Below are 17,082 nucleotides of genomic sequence, written 5' to 3'. Positions count from 1 at the left end.
ACAGAGAGTTGCCTGTGATGAAATATCTTTTACCAGCGGTGCTGCTGCTCGCCGGGGTGCTGTTCGGGGCTTTTTCCGCTTCCACCTGGGTTCTGCCCGAGGAGAGCGAAGACGACCAGTGCATCCGGTGTCATGTCGACACCTTCAACGAGGGGATGGCGCAGAAATTCACCCATCCGCCCTTTTTCGAAAGGCAATGCCGCCGCTGCCACCTGGCCGGCGGCTCGCCGCGGCAGGGCATACCGGTCGGAGAAGCGGGCCTCCATGCTCGCCTGCGTGAACCGCAGGATCTGACCATCGAGGTCTGCCTGAGCTGCCATTCGGACACGGATCTCGGGGCCTCGCATCCCGTGCGGCTCTATGCGCGCCGGGGCAGCACCATTATTCCCGAAGAACTGCCGACCATCGAGGACGGCATGATGACCTGCGTGACCTGTCACGGACCCCACGGCGCTCCCGCCCGCCAGCTGGTCAGGGAAATCGTTAAAACCAAGTTGTGCGTCACCTGCCATATCCGTTTCAAAAACTCGTCCCCGGCGACCATGTTTTGAGGAGAGCCATGAATCCCGATACGTCACTGAAAAAACGCAAGCTTCTCAACCTGAGCATCCACAGCGCCATGCAATGGCGCATGATCGTCCGCATCAGCAGCATCCTCTTTATCTGCCTGCTGCTGAGCAGCGCCGTCTATTACCATTTCGCCAATGTGGAGATCACCTCGTCCTTCAAGCTGTTCCACATCAAGGCGCGCAGCTTTCTCGACATGCTGCTGCCCACGGTCGCCTATTCCTTTGTCTTCAGCCTGGTGGTCGGCTTCATCGCCAGCCTCTTTTTTCCCAAAAATTACGCCGGCAGCGTCTACCGCATCGAACAGGACCTGAAACAGATTCGGGAAGGCGACCTGCGCAAACGGATTACCTTGCGAAAAGGGGATGAGGTTAAGGAGTTGGCAGACCAGGTCAACACCCTGGTTCAGCAATTTCACGATCAGGTGCTCAGCATCCGTGCGACCCTGGAACGTCTCCCCATCCAGGAGAGCGGCGGGCCAAATGATTCTCTGGAAAAGCATCTGGAGCGCATGGAAAAGTGTCGCCGGGAGGTTCTGGCTGAACTGGCCATCTACCATGTTCATGAGCACCACTCCTCTTGATCTTCTTTTGTCAGGTTCAAATCGCTTGCCGGGATGACAATATCTGTCATCCCGGCTGAGAACTTCCCCCCGTTGACAATTAATTTTCAAGTGAAACCTCAATTACTTTCTCTCAACCCCCGGTTTTTCCGCCATTTTAAGGTCTCTCCTACCTGTTGAAATAACAGGCAAATATCCTTTTCTCTCCTTCGGCAACACTTCCGCCAACCCTCCTTCAACCTTTCTTGATATTACCTTGGCACGGCTTATGCTCATAAGGGATTGAACGGCTGAGGCTTTTTGACTTTTCCTTAAAAAACCATGGCCAGTCATCGCCACAAAGACAAACCGGGAATTTAAAAATCTAACTCCGACAAAGGCAAACCCAGAGCGATCTGGGGACGCAAAGCCACGGGTCCTCCTCACCAGGCGAGGACAGCCGGGCTACCGAAGAGAACGTCAGCACCCTTTTCCCTGCCATCACAGCAGGAGACAGGGATCGAACGCTCACCTTCGGCAAGGAGGTGAGCGTTTTTTTTTGGACCTTCGCCCAACCGTCCTATCCGTGCCGGTGAAAACCGGACACCAAATGAAAAAGAGGCAACATGACACAGACCATCATGAAAAAAGGAATCTTCACCCTGGTGCGCCTTGCCTTGACCCTGGCGTGCTGGACGTTGACCGCCATGCCGGCCTATGCGGGCCAGGTCAGTCTGGCCTGGGATGCCAGTCCGTCTGCCGAGGTCGTAGGCTATCGTCTGCATTACCAGGCCGGCTCGGACACCCTCCCTTTCACAGGCACCGGTGCCGATCAGGGGAATTCCCCCGTGGACGTCGGCGGCACGCTGACCACCAGTCTTACCGGTCTGGCGGAAGGACAGAGCTACTACTTCACCGTCACCGCCTATGACGCCGCCGGCAACGAAAGTCCCATATCCAATATTATTTCCGTGCAGGTTCCTGTTCTCATTCCCGTGAACAGCGCCCCGGTTCTGGCTGCTATCGGCGCCAGATCCGTGTCGGAGAACTCCACCCTCTCCTTCGCCCTGAGCGCCACTGACGCCGAGGGAGACAGCCTGACCTTCAGCGCCGGCGCCCTGCCGAACGGAGCCACCTTTAACGCCGCCACCCGCACCTTCAGCTGGACCCCGACTTTTGAGCAGGCGGGAACCTACGCCGTAACCCTCAGCGTCTCCGACGGCAAGCTCAGCGACAGCGAAACTGTGACCATCACGGTGGTTGACAGTAATCGGGCGCCCTTTATCAGCGGCACACCGGCGATCAGCGCCAAAGAAGGTTCGCTCTATGCCTTTACGCCCACGGCTGAAGACCAGGATGTCGAGGACCGTCTGACCTTTTCCATCGCCAACAAGCCGGCCTGGGCCGCATTCGACAGCGCCACCGGCACCCTGCAGGGCACGCCTGGAAGCCAGGATGTTCAAACCTTTGCGGCTATCGTCATTTCGGTCAGTGACGGCCAGGCCAGCGCCTCGTTGCCGGCCTTCTCCATCAGCGTCGCCGCCAACGGCCCCCAGGACAGCGACGGCGATGGCGTCGTGGACGCCGAAGACGCCTTCCCCGAGGACCCCACCGAATCGGTCGATACGGATCAGGACGGCATCGGCAATAACGCGGACAGCGATGACGACAATGACGGCGTCGCTGACAGTCAGGATGCTTTCCCCCTTGAGAGCGCCCGAACCGACTGGGTGGTCACCGCCACCGCCCTGGAAGGCGGCATCATCTCCCCGACGGGCGAGGTGGAAATCGCCTACGGAAGCGAGCAGAAATTCGTCATCCTGCCCCAAAAGGGCTTCATGATCGCCGATGTCCTCGTGGATGGAGAGTCCCAGGGCCCCCTGCCGGAATACCGGTTCAGCGCAGTTCAGCAGCATCACCAGATCCAGGCTGAATTCGCCGCCATCCCCGACGGGCTGAGCCTGTCCACAGATTCTGCCAAGCTCCCCGGCGTGGAACGGACGGACGGCGGCAGCGCCCTTGACAACCTCATCGATGGCGTCCCCACCGCCGAGCTGCAATATCGCTTCAACGTCGTGCTGCGCGACAGTCTGGGCGGCGCCGACCTCGACGTGCTTCTCGTCCTCAACGGCTCCCCCTACCTCATGAACCAGGCACAAGGCGATGTTGTCACGGGCGCCGTATTCTCCCGCACCCTGGAACTGGGACCGGCGCCTGATCACCGTTTTCACTTTGAAGTGCGCGACAGCCGCAACGACCTGGTCTGGGCCTATCCATCCGCAGGCGAGTTGGCCGGGCCGACCATCGAGCTGCTGCCCGGCGTCAACGTAGTGGGTATCCCCAAGAACATTGACGGCGCCGCCCTGACCGCCGCTCAAGCCTTCGCGACGAATCAGGCCTATCGCTGGATCTCCAAAGGGGTCACCAGCACGAGCAATGACGGTTCCTACAGCCCCATCAACAGCGCCAACCCGGCCAAAGTCGGCGAAGGGGTCTTCATCAAAAAGACCGCCTCTTCTGCGCTGCCCGATTTCAGCGCCTTCGCCGACATCGAAACCGCCACCTTCACCCAGCCGTTGCAGGCCGGCTGGAACCTGATATCGAACCCCTATCAGGGCCAGATCGTTCTCGAAGACATCCTCGTGCAGGCTGGAGGGGAACCCCCCATCGCCTGGCTGGACGCCGCCGCTCGCCATCTGGTCGCCAACGCCCTCTACCGCTACAAGGGTACGGACACCTACGCTTTCATCAGTGCCGGAACCCCGGAAAAAGCGGCCATGGTGCCCTGGATTGGCTATTGGATCTACGTCAGTGAGCCAAACACCCCGGTCACTCTCATCATCCCTCGCCCAGGAAGGAGTTGATGTCCATGTCCAGTCTCATCCTGTTGCTGATCAGCCTGTTACTGGTGGCTACCGCCATCAGTGCCCATGCTCAAAGGGACTGGGAAGCCTCCCTGAATGTGGTGGCCGGCCCAGCCCGAGTACAGCTCCATTTCGGGCAGAAGGTCGAGGCGATGGATGAGGCGGACGAGAGACCGACGGTACCCGCCCTGCCCCACGGCACGCTGCAGGCTCATTTTCTGACCGGACCGGGACAGTACTGGCGGGACATTCACAGGCTGACGGAAATGGAGAATGGCCAATGGCGGCTGGTCATACGGGCGGAGAACCCAACCAGTCCCATCGTGCTGACCTGGGACCATACCGCCTTCCCCGCCAATCGGTCGATTGAACTGGTCGATATGGAAGAGGCCGTCGTCACCGACATGCTGGAAAGAGAAACCTATATCTATCCCGGCAGTTCAAAACGGGAATTCATGATCAGGATAAAACCGCAAGGAGATAAATGATGAAGATACGACTTAACGGAGCGCTGCTGTTGATCGGCGCTTTACTGCTGGCCGGTTGCGGCGGCAGTGGAGGAGATAGTTCGATGTCCGGCGATCCGGCTTCGCTGCCCGACCTGTCGGCCTCCACCACTTCGCTGGAAGGACACGTAGCTGACGGCTATCTGCGTAACGCCCTGGTCTTTCTGGATCGCAACGGCAATAAACGCCACGATGCCGACGAGCCGATGACCCGGTCCGGCGAGCGTGGGTATTACAGCCTGTCGGTAACAAAAGAAGACGGCGACCGCTATCCCGTGGTAGTACAGATCCAGGCCGGCGAGACCATCGACGAGGACAACGTCGGGGAACCGGTGGCCTTCAATATGACCCTGGAGTCCCCGACGGGCCATCACGCCTTCATCTCGCCCCTTTCGACCCTGATCAAGCATGAACTCGACAAGGCCCCTCAGATGGCCGTACCGGAAGCCGAAGTGCGTGTACGGAACGCGTTAAACCTTGCCGAGGATCTCAGCCTGCTGGAGGATTATGTGGCGCAGTCCCTCTCTTCGGCGGATGCGGACCGGAGGGCGGCCGCCGTCCAGGCGCACAATACCGCCCGCGTGCTGACCCGCCTTATGGGAGAATTGCTGACGGAGATGGAGGTGCTTTTCGCCGGGGGCATTCCGGCGACCCAATACGATGCGGCCCTGCTGGTTGCGAGCAGCGCGATTCTGGAGAAAGAGAGCCTTCTGGTCGAGGGGATTGGTGATAGAACGCAAGGCCTGACCGAGGCCGAGGCCGAGGCTCTCGCCGCCGAACTGCTTTCCCATATACCCATGGAGCAGATCGACGTGGACCGCGTGGCCCTGTACGATCAACGACTGCTGGAGAAAAACGAGGTCTGGGATGTCACGCCGCCCACCCTGTCGTCCCTGGTGCCCCAAATCGGCCAGACGGTGCCTGTCGACATGGCAATCAGTCTGATTCTGAATGAGGATATCGACGAAAGCACCCTGACTGCCGACAGCATTCACCTGCAGTCCCCCAGCGGTTCGGTGCCGGGCACGCTCACCTATGACCCCCTGAGCCGTCGCCTCACGTTCCAGCCGAGCCAGCCCCTTTTCGCTTACACCCGTTACACCGCCAGACTGAATCCCGGCCTGGCGGACCGGTTTGGCAATGCGTTGGCGGAAACTTTTTCGTGGGAGTTCGAAACGCTCTTCAATATTGCCCCGCCGGCCCCGCCCGTCTTCTAGGTCTTCTAGGGCCAACCAGCAAAAAAGGACTTATCAAGCAAAAAAGGTTTGCCATCTTCCGGCAAACCTTTTTTGCTATCCCAGCAGATTGTCCTTGATCCAGCCCAGCGCCTGGCGCAAGGCCTGGCCGCGATGACTGATACGGTTTTTAACCTCTATCGCCAGTTCGGCCATGGTCTTGCCGTATTCCCGCACCAGAAAGAGCGGATCATAGCCGAACCCCCCTTCCCCCCGCGGTTCGTCGAGAAGAAGACCCTCAATCCGGCCGTGAAAGACGCGGGTCGGTTCCCCCGGCCGACTCAGGGCCATACAGCAGTTGAAGGCTCCTTTGCGTTGAACCCGTGAAACCTCCGCCAATTCCTGAATGAGTTTGGCATTGTTGTCGGCATCGGTGGCCTCCGGTCCGGCATAACGGGCGGAATGCACCCCGGGCCGGCCGCCGAGAGCGTCCACCGTCAGCCCGGAATCGTCGGCGAGGGTCCACAGCCCGACCGCCGCCGCCACCGTTTCCGCCTTCTTGCGGGCGTTGGCCTCAAAGCTGTCACCATCTTCCTCGACTTCGGGGACTCCGGGAAATTCGTCCAGTCCCCGGACCTCAACGCCGGTATCCATCAGCAGCCGGCGGATTTCCTTGAGTTTACCCTGATTGCGCGTCGCGACCACCAGATCCATCTTAGCCCTCCAGCGCCTTTTTCTGCAGTTCACCCAGTTTGCGGCAGCCGACCAGGGCCAGGTCCCGGAGAGCGTCCAGTTCCTGCAGGGTAAAAGGCTCCTCTTCTGCCGTCCCCTGCACCTCGACGAAACGACCGGACTCAGTAATGACATAGTTCATGTCGACGGACGCCTGAAAATCCTCGTCATAATTCAGATCGAGCACGGGTTGGCCGTCGACGATGCCGACGCTGACGGCGGCAACGCTTTCCTTGATGGGAGATCGGTCAATAAGCCCTTTTTCGAGCAGCGTGTTGACGGCCAGCGCCATGGCGACATAGGCGCCGGTAATCGAGGCAGTGCGCGTCCCCCCATCCGCCTGAATGACGTCACAGTCCATCTGAATGGTCCGTTCGCCCAGAGCTTCCATATCCATGACGGCCCGCAGGGAACGTCCGATCAGGCGCTGGATTTCATGCGTACGGCCGCCGACCTTCCCCCGGGTGGATTCCCGCGGAGAGCGGCTATGGGTCGCGCGCGGCAGCATGGCATATTCGGCGGTGACCCAACCGCGGCCCTCCCCCTTCATGAAGGGGGGCACCTTCTCTTCCACGGTGGCGTTGCATAAAACGCGGGTATTGCCAAAAGAAACCAGCACAGAGCCTTCGGCATAACGGGTAAAATGCAGGTCAAAGGACACGTCACGCAGGGCTTCAACGGCGCGTCCGTCTTTACGTTGAGTCGGATGGTGGTTCAATTCATGTTCTCCTTTTGTTTATCGGCAAAGACCTTGAAGCCGCCGTAGAGGGCCTCGGCCATACGGTCGAGTCCGGCATCTTCTACCAGCTGCTTTTTATTTTCTCTGTTAGTCAGATACCCCATCTCCACCAGCACACTCGGTAGATCGCCCCGACCGAGAGGCAGCAAGGGCGCCTGCACGATATCCAGGACCGGCAGACCCTGTTTTTCCAGGGAAACCTTGAGTTCCCGGGCCAGCTTCAGGCTGAGGTCGGGTCGCTCCCCTTCGCCCTTGTTCTCGTCGATGCCGTTCTGAGGGCGGATGAAAAGCGTCAAGCCCTGGGGTCCCGGGGAAAAAGCGCCCTGGGCGTGCAGGGTGATGAAGGCGTCCACGTCACTGCGCAGGGCCGGTTCGAAACGTTGTTGCCAGCTGAGGGCATAATCACCGTCACGACTGAGATAAACGGGGATTCCCAGGCGCATTTTGATCAGTTTCTCAAAGCGGCGGGCGGCACTTAAGGTCACATCCTTTTCCTTGACGCCATCCAATCCGATGACGCCGGGATCTTCGCCGCCATGCCCCGGATCAATCGCCACCCCGCGAATACCGGGAGCAGCGGCCGTTTTCTTTTTATTCAGCAAGAAGGCAAAGAGGCGGTCGAGGGTACCTTCTTCTCCCTCGGGATCCTCGTCGACAACCGGCTGCAGGTTGCGATAGTAGACCGTCTGGCCGAGCAGAGTGCGGAGATTGCCGGTCACGAAATTTTCCGGGACGCGCAGTTTGCCGTCGATGAAGCGGGGACGGTGGCTCAGAGGAATGAAATCGCCATCGACGCGGATGAACTGGCTGCCGGGGGAGATGGTGGCCGTGCCGCGGGGGGTCTTGAAGGTGTAGATATGCTCGACGGAAATCCAGCGCCCGGAAAGGCCGACGGCACGCAGCACCTCGTCCACCGGGAGAAAAGAGGTCCCATCCCGGCGGTAGACTTCCTCTATGGTGACGGGGCTGCTTCCCCCCAGGGATATTTCGACGGACGCGACCGCCGGCAGACAGGCCAACAGCCAGAAGAGTGCAATAAAAAGAAAACGAACCATAATGACCTCGATCAGGCAAAGGAATGTGTTTATAGCCCGGATGCGCGCATGGAGTCAACGCTCGAAAGGCAGCAAGGGATTCAGCTGGTAAGCAGGCTCAAACCCGGGCTTTTTTCCAGCCCGAGGGCTTCGAGCAGACGCCCTGTCAGAGTGATTTCCAATTCATGCTGCTGGGCCTGCTTTTCAGGAAAAGGCCGGATCTGTCCCCCCGCAATCATGCCGTGTCCGCCGGCCGTGCCGATGCCCTGTACCACCTCCTGGATGAGATCGCCGGCATTGAGGTCTTCGCGTAGCGTGCGCAGGGAGAGAACACCCATACCGTTGTAACGGCCCATCCCCATAACGACGGCCACATCGTCCACACGCAGCAGAAAGTCCGCCATTTCAGCGACCATGTCAGGGACTTCAATATCATACAGATTGAAAACAAGAACTTCCCCGTAAGTGCGGGCGCTCTCGATGGCCTTGTTAAAGCTGCTGAAATAGCCCCGCGGCGCCTGCGGATGGGTAATCTCATACAGAATGTGGTTGTTGACCAGAGGAACCAGGCTGAGGTAGGCCTCACGGTCGGCCTTGGCCCACTCCCGACCCAGATCCTGGGTCTCCGATTTGATAGCGTAAAAAAGGATGGTCGCCAGCTTGGTGCAGATGGTGATCTCCTGCGCCTTGAGATATTCAAAGAGCAGAGTCGCCGCCGCCCCGTAATCCTCCCGGACATCAGCCAGGCGAACCAGAGCGGTGGCCTCGCGCAGCGGGTGATGGTCGATCACCACATCGAGGCGGACTCCGGCCGGAATGGAATTGTTGCCGGTCCCCGGCTGGGTATCGACCGCGCAGAAAACGTTGAATTCATCAAGGTCCAGATCCTGCACCTTGACGGCATCGATCTCCAGCAGGCGTACCATGGTACGGTTTTCCCCCCGCCCGATGATGCCGCCAAAGGCGATGGTCGCTTCCTGCCCGGCCTTGACCAGAAAAAGATGCTGCAGCGCATAGGCAGTAGCCAGGGAATCAGGGTCGGGATTGTCGTGACAAAAGATGAGAATGCGCCCTTTGCCGCGCACCCAATCGACCAGTTGCCGGGAAAATTCGAGGGATCGATTTAAGTCGACGGGCATATCCGATCATTCTCCTTGTCGTGAAGGATGGTCCGCGAGGCAATCAAGAGCCAGACGCACGGCCTGTTCCGGGGAGGAAGCCTTCAGAACGCCTTCGACCTGCTGCCAGTGGCCGAGGGCGATGACGGGTCGACCGAGCTTGAGGGCGACGGCGATTTCAGAGAGCGTGCCGTATTCCCCTTCAACAGCGATGAGAACCTGTGCGGTATGCGCGATGATGACGTTGCGGGCGTGCCCCATGTCGGTGACGACGGGGAAGCTCACGTAGGGGTTGGCATCCTGGCGGCTGGCTCCCGGCAGGATCCCGAGGGAGATGCCACCTTTTTCCTGGCAGCCACGGCAGGCCGCCTCCATGACGCCGCCGAGCCCGCCGCAGACCAGAACCAGTCCGGCCTCGGCCAGCAATTGTCCGACCCGGCGGGCGGCCTCATAGCCTGCCGTCGACACCGTGCCGGCGCCGATAACTCCTACGATCGGTGTCATGCGCTATTCCTGCAGACGCTGGCGGTAGCGCCAGAGCAAGAGACTGTTGGTGACGACCGACACGCTCGAAAAAGCCATGGCCAGGCCGGCGAATTCGGGTTTGAGAACCAGGCCGAAGGCCGGATAGAGCACGCCGGCGGCGATAGGAATGCCCGCCACGTTGTAAAAAAAGGCCCAGAAGAGATTCTGCTTGATCTTCGACAGGGTCCTTCGCCCCAGGCGAATGCCGCGCTCCACATCGCGAATATCGCCCTTGACCAGAATGAGTTCGCCGGTCTCCTTGGCCACGTCGGTACCGCTGCCGATGGCGATGCCGATATCGGCCTGGGCCAGGGCGGGCGCGTCATTGATGCCATCGCCCACCATGCCGACGAGGTAGCCTTCATCCTGATAACGACGAACCACCTGCTGCTTGTGTTCGGGCAGAACCTCCGCCTCGACGGCGTCGATGCCCACCTCCGCGGCGACCGCCTCGGCCACCGCCAGCCGGTCCCCGGTGATCATGATCGTGCGCAGGCCAAGATCCTTCAGGCGGGCGATGGTTTCTGCCGCGCCTTCCTTCGGCGTATCCGCCAGAGCCAGCAGGCCGAGGGCTTTCTGGTCAGCGGCGACAAACACGATGGATTTGCCGGAGCGAGCCAGCTCGTGAGCCCGTTCGGCCAGACCTCCGAGGGAGACCTTCTCCTCCTCCATCAGGCGTTCGTTGCCGACAGCCACGTGAAGGTCGTCTACCGTGCAGAGAAGCCCGTGGCCGCCGCGCTCTTCCACTTCGGCAGCCTGAGGCCAGTCCAGGTTCTGCTCTTTGGCGGCATGAACGACAGCCCGGGCTAGAGGATGGTGGCTTTCCGCCTCGGCGGCCGCCGCCATTCGCAGCAGCTCGTTATCCTCAATTCCTTCGGCAGGGAGGACATCGATCACCGTAAATTCGCCGCGGGTCAGAGTCCCCGTCTTGTCGAAGAGCACGACCTGCAGTTTGGAGATATTTTCGAGTACCGTCGCCCGCTTGAACAGGATTCCCTCGGAGAGGCCGACGGAGCTGCCGACCATGATGGCCGTCGGAGTGGCCAGACCGAGAGCGCAGGGGCAGGCGATGACAAGGACGCTGATGGCCATCTTGAAAGCGAAGAGGAACTCCATCCCCAAGGCCAAACGCCAGAGCAGAAAGGTTGCCAGGGCGATCACCACGACGGTGGGCACAAAGTAATTGGAGACGGTATCGGCCAGGCGCTGGATGGGTGCCTTGTCCCCCTGCGCGTCTTCGACCATGCGTACAATCTGGGCCAGCGCCGTCTGTTCGCCGACGCGGGTGGCACGTACGACCAGCCGACCGCTCCGGTTGATGGTGGCGCCGGTAACCTCGTCATCGACGCCCTTGTCCACGGGGACCGCCTCGCCGGTGAGCATGGACTCGTCCACGGCCGCGCCGCCGTCGACGACCACGCCGTCGGTAGCGATCTTTTCGCCAGGGCGCACAACGAAGACATCACCGACCTCGATGCTGTCGGCCGCCACCTCTTTTTCCTCGCCATCCACCAGGATGCGGGCCCGGTCCGCCTGCAGGTGGAGCAGTTTCTTGAGCGCCTGCCCCGCCTTCCCCTTGGCGCGGGCCTCCAGCCATTTGCCGAAACGAATGAAGGTGATGAGCATGGCGCCGGTTTCAAAAAAGACCTCGCCGGAAAGGCCGAACCAGCCGAAACCAGCCAGCACCGAATAGCCGTAGGCCGCCGTAATCCCCATGGCCACCAGTACATCCATGTTGGCGGCGCCGTTTCTGAGCGAGGTAGTGGCTCCCTGGTAAAAGGTCAGCCCCGCCGTGAACTGCACCAGGGTGGCCAGGGCGAAAATCACATAGAGGGTGGCCTCCCCGAAGGGATGCAGCCACATCAGCGGCATGATCGGAGCCGTGAAGACAGCAGAGAAAATCAGCCAGCGCAGCTGCTTCTTCCCCTCTTCCGCGTCATCCTGATCCTGGGCGGCCACAGGGGTATAGCCAGCCCGGCGTACCGCCTCGAAAATACCCGGCCGGTCGATAAGGGCCGGATCGAAATCGACCGTCGCTTTCTCGCGGGCGAAATTGACCCTGGCCGAGCGGACGCCTTCGAGCTGCGAGAGTTTTTTCTCGACGGTCTGCGAACAGGCGGCACAGTGCATGCCCTGGACCGCAAAAGAGATTTTACCAGGCGAGGTCTCTCCGGACGGCAGGGAGGCGCGGTAGCCGAGAGCCTCCACCTTTTTCCGGATGGCCTCGACGCCGGTCTGTTCCGGCCAAAAGTCAACCCGCAGTTTCTCCGCGGCGAAATTGACCACAGCGCTCTGGACGCCGGCCATGCCCCCCACCCCTTTTTCGATAGTCCGGGCACAGTTGGCGCAGGTCATCCCGGCAATCTTCAAGGTCACTCTTTCGGTCTCACCGGGGTTCTTCCTGGCGGCCGAATCCGTCGCAGCCCGGGAAGGTACCTCTGCCGGCGAAACCGCCTCGTCTCCCTCTTCCGGCACCTGGAATCCGGCCTGGCGGACGGCCTCAACCAGCGCCTCGCGCTGCAGGTGACCGAATTCCACCGTAATCTGCACCTGGCGCTCCTCCAGGGAAACCTCGACTTCGGTGACACCGTCAAGGGAGGACAGCGCCTCACGGACGCGTCCCATACACTTCTGGCATTTCATGCCATGGACGGGAAAAACGATGGAATCGGTCATGAGCAGATGGCCTTAATCCGTCTTTTTGTCTTTATAAAGACGCTTAAAGGATCGGGAATGGCGGATGCCATCAAAATCCGGGTCATGAAGAGCATCCTCAAGAAATTGCATTTCCTGGGCGGAAGCACAGCTCAAGGCCTTGACCGCTTCCCGGACTTTCCCGAGTCGGGCAAAAACGCAGGCACGATTGTAATGGGCCAGGGGATAGCGGGTCGTGCGTTCGAGAATGGCATCGAAACAGGCCAGCGCCTCCTCCAGCTGCCCGAGGTCGATCAGCACATTCCCCTTGTTGTTCAGGGTATAGATGGAGTCGGGATCCCGCCGCAGGCTCTCATCGATGGCCGAGAGGGCGCCCTCGAGATCTCCAAGCTTTTCCAGTACGATCCCCCGGTAAAAGGGTGGTTCGGGATGATCCGGTTCGACCTTTTCCGCCAGGCTGACGGTAGAGAGAACCTCAGCGTAGCGCCCGGCTTCGATGAGAAGGCTGGCCTTCTCCATAAAAGCTTCGAAAAAACCGGAATCGAGACGGATGGCACGATCCAGGCTGGCGAGAGCCTCGTCGGTGCGGGTCAGCCTCCCCAGGGCGAGGCCGCGATTGAAATGGAAGACGGCCACACGGGGATTTCGCCGCAGGGCGCTGTCGCAGTAGGCCAGCGCCTCCTCCTGGTCGGGCAGATGCGCGAGGGAATAGCTCAGGCTGTTCAGGGTGGCCTGATCCCCCGGATAATCGACCAGCACCTGTTCGAAGCAGCGAAGTGCTTCCTCGAAACGTCCCAACCGGTTAAGCACGTAGCCTTTGTTGTACTGCGCGTCCGGCGACTGGGGCAGGCGGGTCAGAGCCTCATCGTAGGCAGCCAGTGCCTCCTCCGAACGGCCGAGGGCGTCGAGGGCATTGCCCATATTGACGTAGATTTCCGGAAAGTCGGGCTGTTGCTTCAGAGCGAAGCGAATATGTTCGAGCGCTTCTTCGAAGCGGCCGAGACGCTCGAGCAGGGCGGCAAAATTATGATGGATCGTGCCGTTATGGGGTTCCAGGGCGAGGGCCTTGCGAAAGAGCAGATAGGCGTTGTCCTCATCCTCTTCCTTCGAGGCCGCGATGGCGCACAGGTTCAGGGCCTCGACGTTAAGAGGATTTTCGAGGAGAAACTCCTGGGCCAGCTCAAGGGCAGCCCGACTGTCGCCCCGGTGCAGGGCCTCTTGAGCCATCTCCAGATCGTCTTCTTCAAAGACGGCTTCTGTATCGTCAAAAATATCTTGCATGAAAACTCCGGTCAGGGGAAATGGCAGATGAACGAGGTGCCATCTGCCGGCGGCATCATACCAGAAATCAGGCCTCGATGCACCCAATTCGGCCAGGGCTTTGCACGCATCTAAGATCGGGCTCTAAAAACGTTTGGTCAGCCCGCGGACTTCAGGCGGCGCAGACTGTCGATAACCGCATTCTCGACCGGGAAGACGCCAGTGACCTTTTTGGAATAGATCAGGTTGCCATCGGCTTTGACCTCAAAGACGCCGCCCATCGATTTGATCAGGTCAGGATTTTCCTGCAGCTCGCGATTAATTTTTTCCGCCAAACTGACGGCACGGGGGAAATACCCTCAACTCCCGCAGTATTCAATGGTGATCTTCATTGTCTCGTCTCCCTGAAAAGGTAATATAAACACAAGGACTTGCCGCTATTTACGCCCAGAGTAAAAAGAACCGCATTTTTTTCTGGACGGACCGCCTCGTCCCTCTTACCATAAAGCATTTTCTAACATAATACCGCAACAGACAGGGAAGGATCAACCGGATGGCTAAAGCAAAAAAAGGCGACCGCGTCAGCATCGATTTTATTGGCAAGCTCAACGATGGCTCTATTTTCGACACCACCTTCGATGACGGCCAGTGTGAAGAAGACCACTGCGAATCGGGCCCCATGGAGCTGACCCTGGGCGACGGCGAATTTTTCCAGGAAATCGAGGATGCCCTGATCGGCATGTCGCCGGGGGAGAAAAAAGTCGTCAAGATCTCGGCGGAGAGCGCCTTTGGCGACTATGACGACGACAAGGTCTTCACCGTCAGTCGGGACGAGATCCCCGGCGACATGGTTCCCGAAGTCGGGCAGGAGCTCGAACTGACCACGGAAGACGATGAAATTGAGATCGTCACCGTACTGGAAGTCACCGACGACTCCGTGACCTTCGACGCCAACCATCCCCTCATCGGTGAAGATTTGACCTACGAAATCGAACTGGTGGAAATACTCTGATTTGTCCTTGATGACCCTGCCCCGGCGAAATTTCTCCCGGGGCAGGGTCACGCCCACCCAGATCGGTCCTGCCCAGAAAGTCCCTACCCTTGTCTCCAGACGCCAATCCCGACCAGGCCCCTCCCAAACCCTCTTTCGACCACCAGGAACTCCTGGAACTGGCGGCCATGCGCATGCCTTTCGGCAAGTATGCCGGCTGGCGCCTGATCGACCTGCCCGAACCCTATGTGGTATGGATGGCCGGCCAGGGGTTTCCAGCCGGCCTCCTTGGCCGCCGCCTGCGCGCTGTCTACGAAATCAAGGTCAACGGCCTCGAATTTCTCTTTGAGCCCCTGCGCTGACCGCACCCTCCAACCCTCCCCTTCTCCCTCAGCAAATCCAAGTACCTAAAATTACACATTTCTATCGGCTTTCCCAAAAAACCGGAGGTGCCGATAAAAAAATGACAAAAAATATCCGAATTTGACCTGGGTCATGTTTTGTCCCGGCCAGCTCGCCTATAGTCGGGACCATCTTCAGAAGAAACCGGAACCGCACTTTCAGGTTCATCGCTCATACCACCTCTCACGGAAAGGGAAAGACCATCATGGGAATCATGGATTTTTTAGGATTTGGCAAAAAGGAATCTCAAACCACCCAACACACAAACAAGGAGAATGCCATGTCAATGTTCTGTTACCAGTGTGAACAGGCCGCCAATGGAGGCTGCACCGTCATCGGCGTCTGCGGCAAGAAGCCCGACGTCGCCGCCCTGCAGGACCTGCTCGTCTACACCCTCAAAGGGGTGGCCTTCTGGGCCGACAAAGCCCGCGTTCAGGGCAAGAAGGATCAGGAGATCGACCGCTTCATGATCGACGGCCTCTTCACCACCGTCACCAACGTCGACTTCGATGCCGAAGCCGTCTCCCAACTGGTGACCGAGGGCGTTCGTCTGCGCGACAAGGCCCGTACTCTCGCCGGCCAGGTCGATGGCACCATTCCCGCCGCCGCCCAGAACTGGACTCTGCCCGCTGCCATCGACGAGCAGGTCAAACTCGGCCAGCTGCACGGCGTCAAGGATTACACCGTCAACGAGGACGTTCACAGCGTCCGTGAACTGATCACCTACGGCCTCAAGGGCTACGCCGCCTATGCCGATCATGCCCGCATCCTCGGCAAGGAGTCGGATGAGATCTACGCCTTCACCCACAAGGCCCTGGCCGCCCTGCTCGACGACAGCCTCGACCTCACCACCAACGTCGGCCTGGCCCTGGAGACCGGTCGCATCAACTATGTCACCATGGAATTGCTCAACCAGGCCCATGTGGAGGCCTACGGCCATCCCGTGCCGACCCCGGTCCAGCTCGGCACCAAGGCCGGCAAGGCCATCCTGGTTTCCGGCCACGATCTGAAGTTCCTCGAAGAGCTGCTCAAGCAGACCGAAGGGACCGGCGTCAACATCTACACCCACGGCGAGATGCTGCCCGCTCACGGCTACCCCGGCCTGAAGAAGTACGCGCACCTGGTCGGCAACTTCGGCGGCGCCTGGCAGGACCAGCATAAAGAGTTCGCCCAGTTCCCCGGCGCCATCATCTTCAACACCAACTGCATCCAGAGACCGGCCGAGAGCTACAAGGACCGCCTCTTCACCTGGGGTCTGGTTCAGTGGCCCGGCGTCAAGCACGTCGACGGCTGGGATTTCTCGGAAGTGATCAAGAAGGCACAGGCGTGTGACGGTTTCGAGGACAACCCCGGTCAGGAAATCCTCACCGGTTTCGGTCACAACGCCATCCTCGGCGTCGCCGACAAGGTCATCGAGGCCGTCAAGGGCGGTGACATCAAGCACTTCTTCCTGGTCGGCGGCTGCGACGGCGCCAAGTCGGGTCGAAACTACTACACCGAGTTTGCCGAGAAGGCCCCCAAGGACACCGTCATCCTGACTCTGGCCTGCGGCAAGTACCGCTTCAACAAGCTCGACCTCGGCGACATCGGCGGCATTCCCCGTCTGCTCGACGTCGGTCAGTGCAACGACGCCTACAGCGCCATCCAGGTCGCCGTGGCCCTGGCCAACGCCTTCGAGTGCGGCGTCAATGACCTGCCCCTGTCCCTGGTACTTTCCTGGTACGAGCAGAAGGCCGTGGCCATCCTGCTGACCCTGCTGCACCTGGGCATCAAGAACATCAAGATTGGCCCCAGCCTGCCGGCTTTCGTGACGCCGAACGTGCTGAACTTCCTGGTCGAGAACTACAACATCGGCCCCATCACCACGGCCGAGGAAGACCTCAAAGCCATTCTTGGATAGTCATGTGAACCAAAGGGGCTGTCCCTGACGACAACCCCTGCCGCATAAAACAAAGGGCCACTCCGACATTTGC

General features: G+C 59.8%; 15 protein-coding genes, 1 pseudogene and 1 riboswitch. Of the genes and pseudogenes, 8 read left to right on the top strand and 8 right to left on the bottom strand.

The features are described 5' to 3' along the window. Positions 1–17 precede the first annotated feature (17 nt). The 5 genes from MJO47_RS11675 (at position 18) to MJO47_RS11655 (ending at position 5,695) form a co-directional block, all read left to right on the top strand. The gene (locus tag MJO47_RS11675) at positions 18–551 is read left to right on the top strand and encodes a cytochrome c3 family protein (RefSeq protein ID WP_253961300.1); all 534 of its coding nucleotides are present in this window, start codon (positions 18–20) and stop codon (positions 549–551) included. A gap of 8 nt (positions 552–559) precedes the next feature. Next, positions 560–1,150: a methyl-accepting chemotaxis protein gene (locus tag MJO47_RS11670; protein ID WP_253961299.1), complete on the top strand. Its 591-nt coding sequence runs from the start codon at positions 560–562 to the stop codon at positions 1,148–1,150. Between the two features lie 347 nt (positions 1,151–1,497). Continuing rightward, positions 1,498–1,581, top strand: a riboswitch (cyclic di-GMP riboswitch). A 153-nt stretch (positions 1,582–1,734) separates the two neighbouring features. Beyond that, positions 1,735–3,972: a putative Ig domain-containing protein gene (locus tag MJO47_RS11665; protein WP_253961298.1), complete on the top strand. Its 2,238-nt coding sequence runs from the start codon at positions 1,735–1,737 to the stop codon at positions 3,970–3,972. A 5-nt stretch (positions 3,973–3,977) separates the two neighbouring features. Next, positions 3,978–4,460 carry a hypothetical protein gene (locus MJO47_RS11660; RefSeq protein ID WP_253961297.1) on the top strand — a complete coding sequence of 161 codons (483 nt, stop codon included), beginning with the start codon at positions 3,978–3,980 and terminating at the stop codon, positions 4,458–4,460. Continuing rightward, a complete protein-coding gene (locus MJO47_RS11655) occupies positions 4,457–5,695 on the top strand; it encodes an Ig-like domain-containing protein (RefSeq protein WP_253961296.1) in 1,239 nt (412 codons plus the stop codon). Before MJO47_RS11660 ends, MJO47_RS11655 begins: the two co-directional genes overlap by 4 nt. Before the next feature lie 75 nt (positions 5,696–5,770). Here MJO47_RS11655 and MJO47_RS11650 read toward each other — a convergent pair whose 3' ends face one another. The 8 genes and pseudogenes from MJO47_RS11650 to MJO47_RS11615 form a co-directional block, all read right to left on the bottom strand. Continuing rightward, positions 5,771–6,367, bottom strand: coding sequence for an XTP/dITP diphosphatase (locus tag MJO47_RS11650; protein WP_253961295.1), 597 nt, complete (start codon positions 6,365–6,367; stop codon positions 5,771–5,773). 1 nt (position 6,368) lies between these two features. Then, positions 6,369–7,103 carry a ribonuclease PH gene (gene rph, locus MJO47_RS11645; protein ID WP_256502631.1) on the bottom strand — a complete coding sequence of 245 codons (735 nt, stop codon included), beginning with the start codon at positions 7,101–7,103 and terminating at the stop codon, positions 6,369–6,371. Further along, on the bottom strand, positions 7,100–8,179 hold the full coding sequence (locus tag MJO47_RS11640; RefSeq protein ID WP_253961294.1) for an N-acetylmuramoyl-L-alanine amidase: 1,080 nt from the start codon (positions 8,177–8,179) through the stop codon (positions 7,100–7,102). Before MJO47_RS11640 ends, rph begins: the two co-directional genes overlap by 4 nt. 80 nt (positions 8,180–8,259) lie before the next feature. Next, entirely contained in the window at positions 8,260–9,297 is a 1,038-nt protein-coding gene (locus tag MJO47_RS11635; RefSeq protein ID WP_253961293.1) for a bifunctional oligoribonuclease/PAP phosphatase NrnA, read from the bottom strand. Positions 9,298–9,303: 6 nt separating this feature from the next. Further along, complete coding sequence (locus tag MJO47_RS11630; RefSeq protein WP_253961292.1) at positions 9,304–9,780, bottom strand: TIGR00725 family protein; 477 nt, start codon at positions 9,778–9,780, stop codon at positions 9,304–9,306. Positions 9,781–9,783: 3 nt separating this feature from the next. Then, a complete protein-coding gene (locus tag MJO47_RS11625; RefSeq protein WP_253961291.1) occupies positions 9,784–12,477 on the bottom strand; it encodes a heavy metal translocating P-type ATPase in 2,694 nt (897 codons plus the stop codon). 12 nt (positions 12,478–12,489) lie between these two features. Continuing rightward, positions 12,490–13,737, bottom strand: coding sequence for a tetratricopeptide repeat protein (locus MJO47_RS11620; protein WP_253961290.1), 1,248 nt, complete (start codon positions 13,735–13,737; stop codon positions 12,490–12,492). 137 nt (positions 13,738–13,874) lie between these two features. Then, positions 13,875–14,063 (bottom strand): annotated as a pseudogene (locus MJO47_RS11615) (Rdx family protein); the annotation flags it as partial. 206 nt (positions 14,064–14,269) lie between these two features. On the opposite strand from MJO47_RS11615, the gene MJO47_RS11610 reads away from it, so the two are divergent. From MJO47_RS11610 to hcp, 3 genes are all read left to right on the top strand, one after another. Further along, entirely contained in the window at positions 14,270–14,728 is a 459-nt protein-coding gene (locus MJO47_RS11610) for a peptidylprolyl isomerase (protein ID WP_253961288.1), read from the top strand. 89 nt (positions 14,729–14,817) lie between these two features. Next, positions 14,818–15,069 carry a DUF3820 family protein gene (locus MJO47_RS11605; protein ID WP_256502630.1) on the top strand — a complete coding sequence of 84 codons (252 nt, stop codon included), beginning with the start codon at positions 14,818–14,820 and terminating at the stop codon, positions 15,067–15,069. 326 nt (positions 15,070–15,395) lie between these two features. Next, positions 15,396–17,009 carry a hydroxylamine reductase gene (gene hcp, locus MJO47_RS11600; RefSeq protein ID WP_371926697.1) on the top strand — a complete coding sequence of 538 codons (1,614 nt, stop codon included), beginning with the start codon at positions 15,396–15,398 and terminating at the stop codon, positions 17,007–17,009. The last annotated feature ends 73 nt before the right edge of the window (positions 17,010–17,082 follow it).

The sequence above is a fragment of the Desulfuromonas sp. KJ2020 genome (assembly GCF_024197615.1).
Taxonomy (GTDB): domain Bacteria; phylum Desulfobacterota; class Desulfuromonadia; order Desulfuromonadales; family SZUA-540; genus SZUA-540.
This window is presented reverse-complemented; position numbering and strand designations above follow the sequence as displayed.

Excerpts from the sequence above, each read along its gene's own strand:
- MJO47_RS11675 (WP_253961300.1), top strand. The coding sequence starts at position 18 with ATGAAATATCTTTTACCAGCGGTGCTGCTGCTCGCCGGGGTGCTGTTC.
- MJO47_RS11670 (WP_253961299.1), top strand. The coding sequence starts at position 560 with ATGAATCCCGATACGTCACTGAAAAAACGCAAGCTTCTCAACCTGAGC.
- MJO47_RS11665 (WP_253961298.1), top strand. The coding sequence starts at position 1,735 with ATGACACAGACCATCATGAAAAAAGGAATCTTCACCCTGGTGCGCCTT.
- MJO47_RS11660 (WP_253961297.1), top strand. The coding sequence starts at position 3,978 with ATGTCCAGTCTCATCCTGTTGCTGATCAGCCTGTTACTGGTGGCTACC.
- MJO47_RS11655 (WP_253961296.1), top strand. The coding sequence starts at position 4,457 with ATGATGAAGATACGACTTAACGGAGCGCTGCTGTTGATCGGCGCTTTA.
- MJO47_RS11650 (WP_253961295.1), bottom strand. The coding sequence starts at position 6,367 with ATGGATCTGGTGGTCGCGACGCGCAATCAGGGTAAACTCAAGGAAATC.
- MJO47_RS11640 (WP_253961294.1), bottom strand. The coding sequence starts at position 8,179 with ATGGTTCGTTTTCTTTTTATTGCACTCTTCTGGCTGTTGGCCTGTCTG.
- MJO47_RS11635 (WP_253961293.1), bottom strand. The coding sequence starts at position 9,297 with ATGCCCGTCGACTTAAATCGATCCCTCGAATTTTCCCGGCAACTGGTC.
- MJO47_RS11630 (WP_253961292.1), bottom strand. The coding sequence starts at position 9,780 with ATGACACCGATCGTAGGAGTTATCGGCGCCGGCACGGTGTCGACGGCA.
- MJO47_RS11625 (WP_253961291.1), bottom strand. The coding sequence starts at position 12,477 with ATGACCGATTCCATCGTTTTTCCCGTCCATGGCATGAAATGCCAGAAG.
- MJO47_RS11620 (WP_253961290.1), bottom strand. The coding sequence starts at position 13,737 with ATGCAAGATATTTTTGACGATACAGAAGCCGTCTTTGAAGAAGACGAT.
- MJO47_RS11610 (WP_253961288.1), top strand. The coding sequence starts at position 14,270 with ATGGCTAAAGCAAAAAAAGGCGACCGCGTCAGCATCGATTTTATTGGC.
- hcp (WP_371926697.1), top strand. The coding sequence starts at position 15,396 with ATGTTCTGTTACCAGTGTGAACAGGCCGCCAATGGAGGCTGCACCGTC.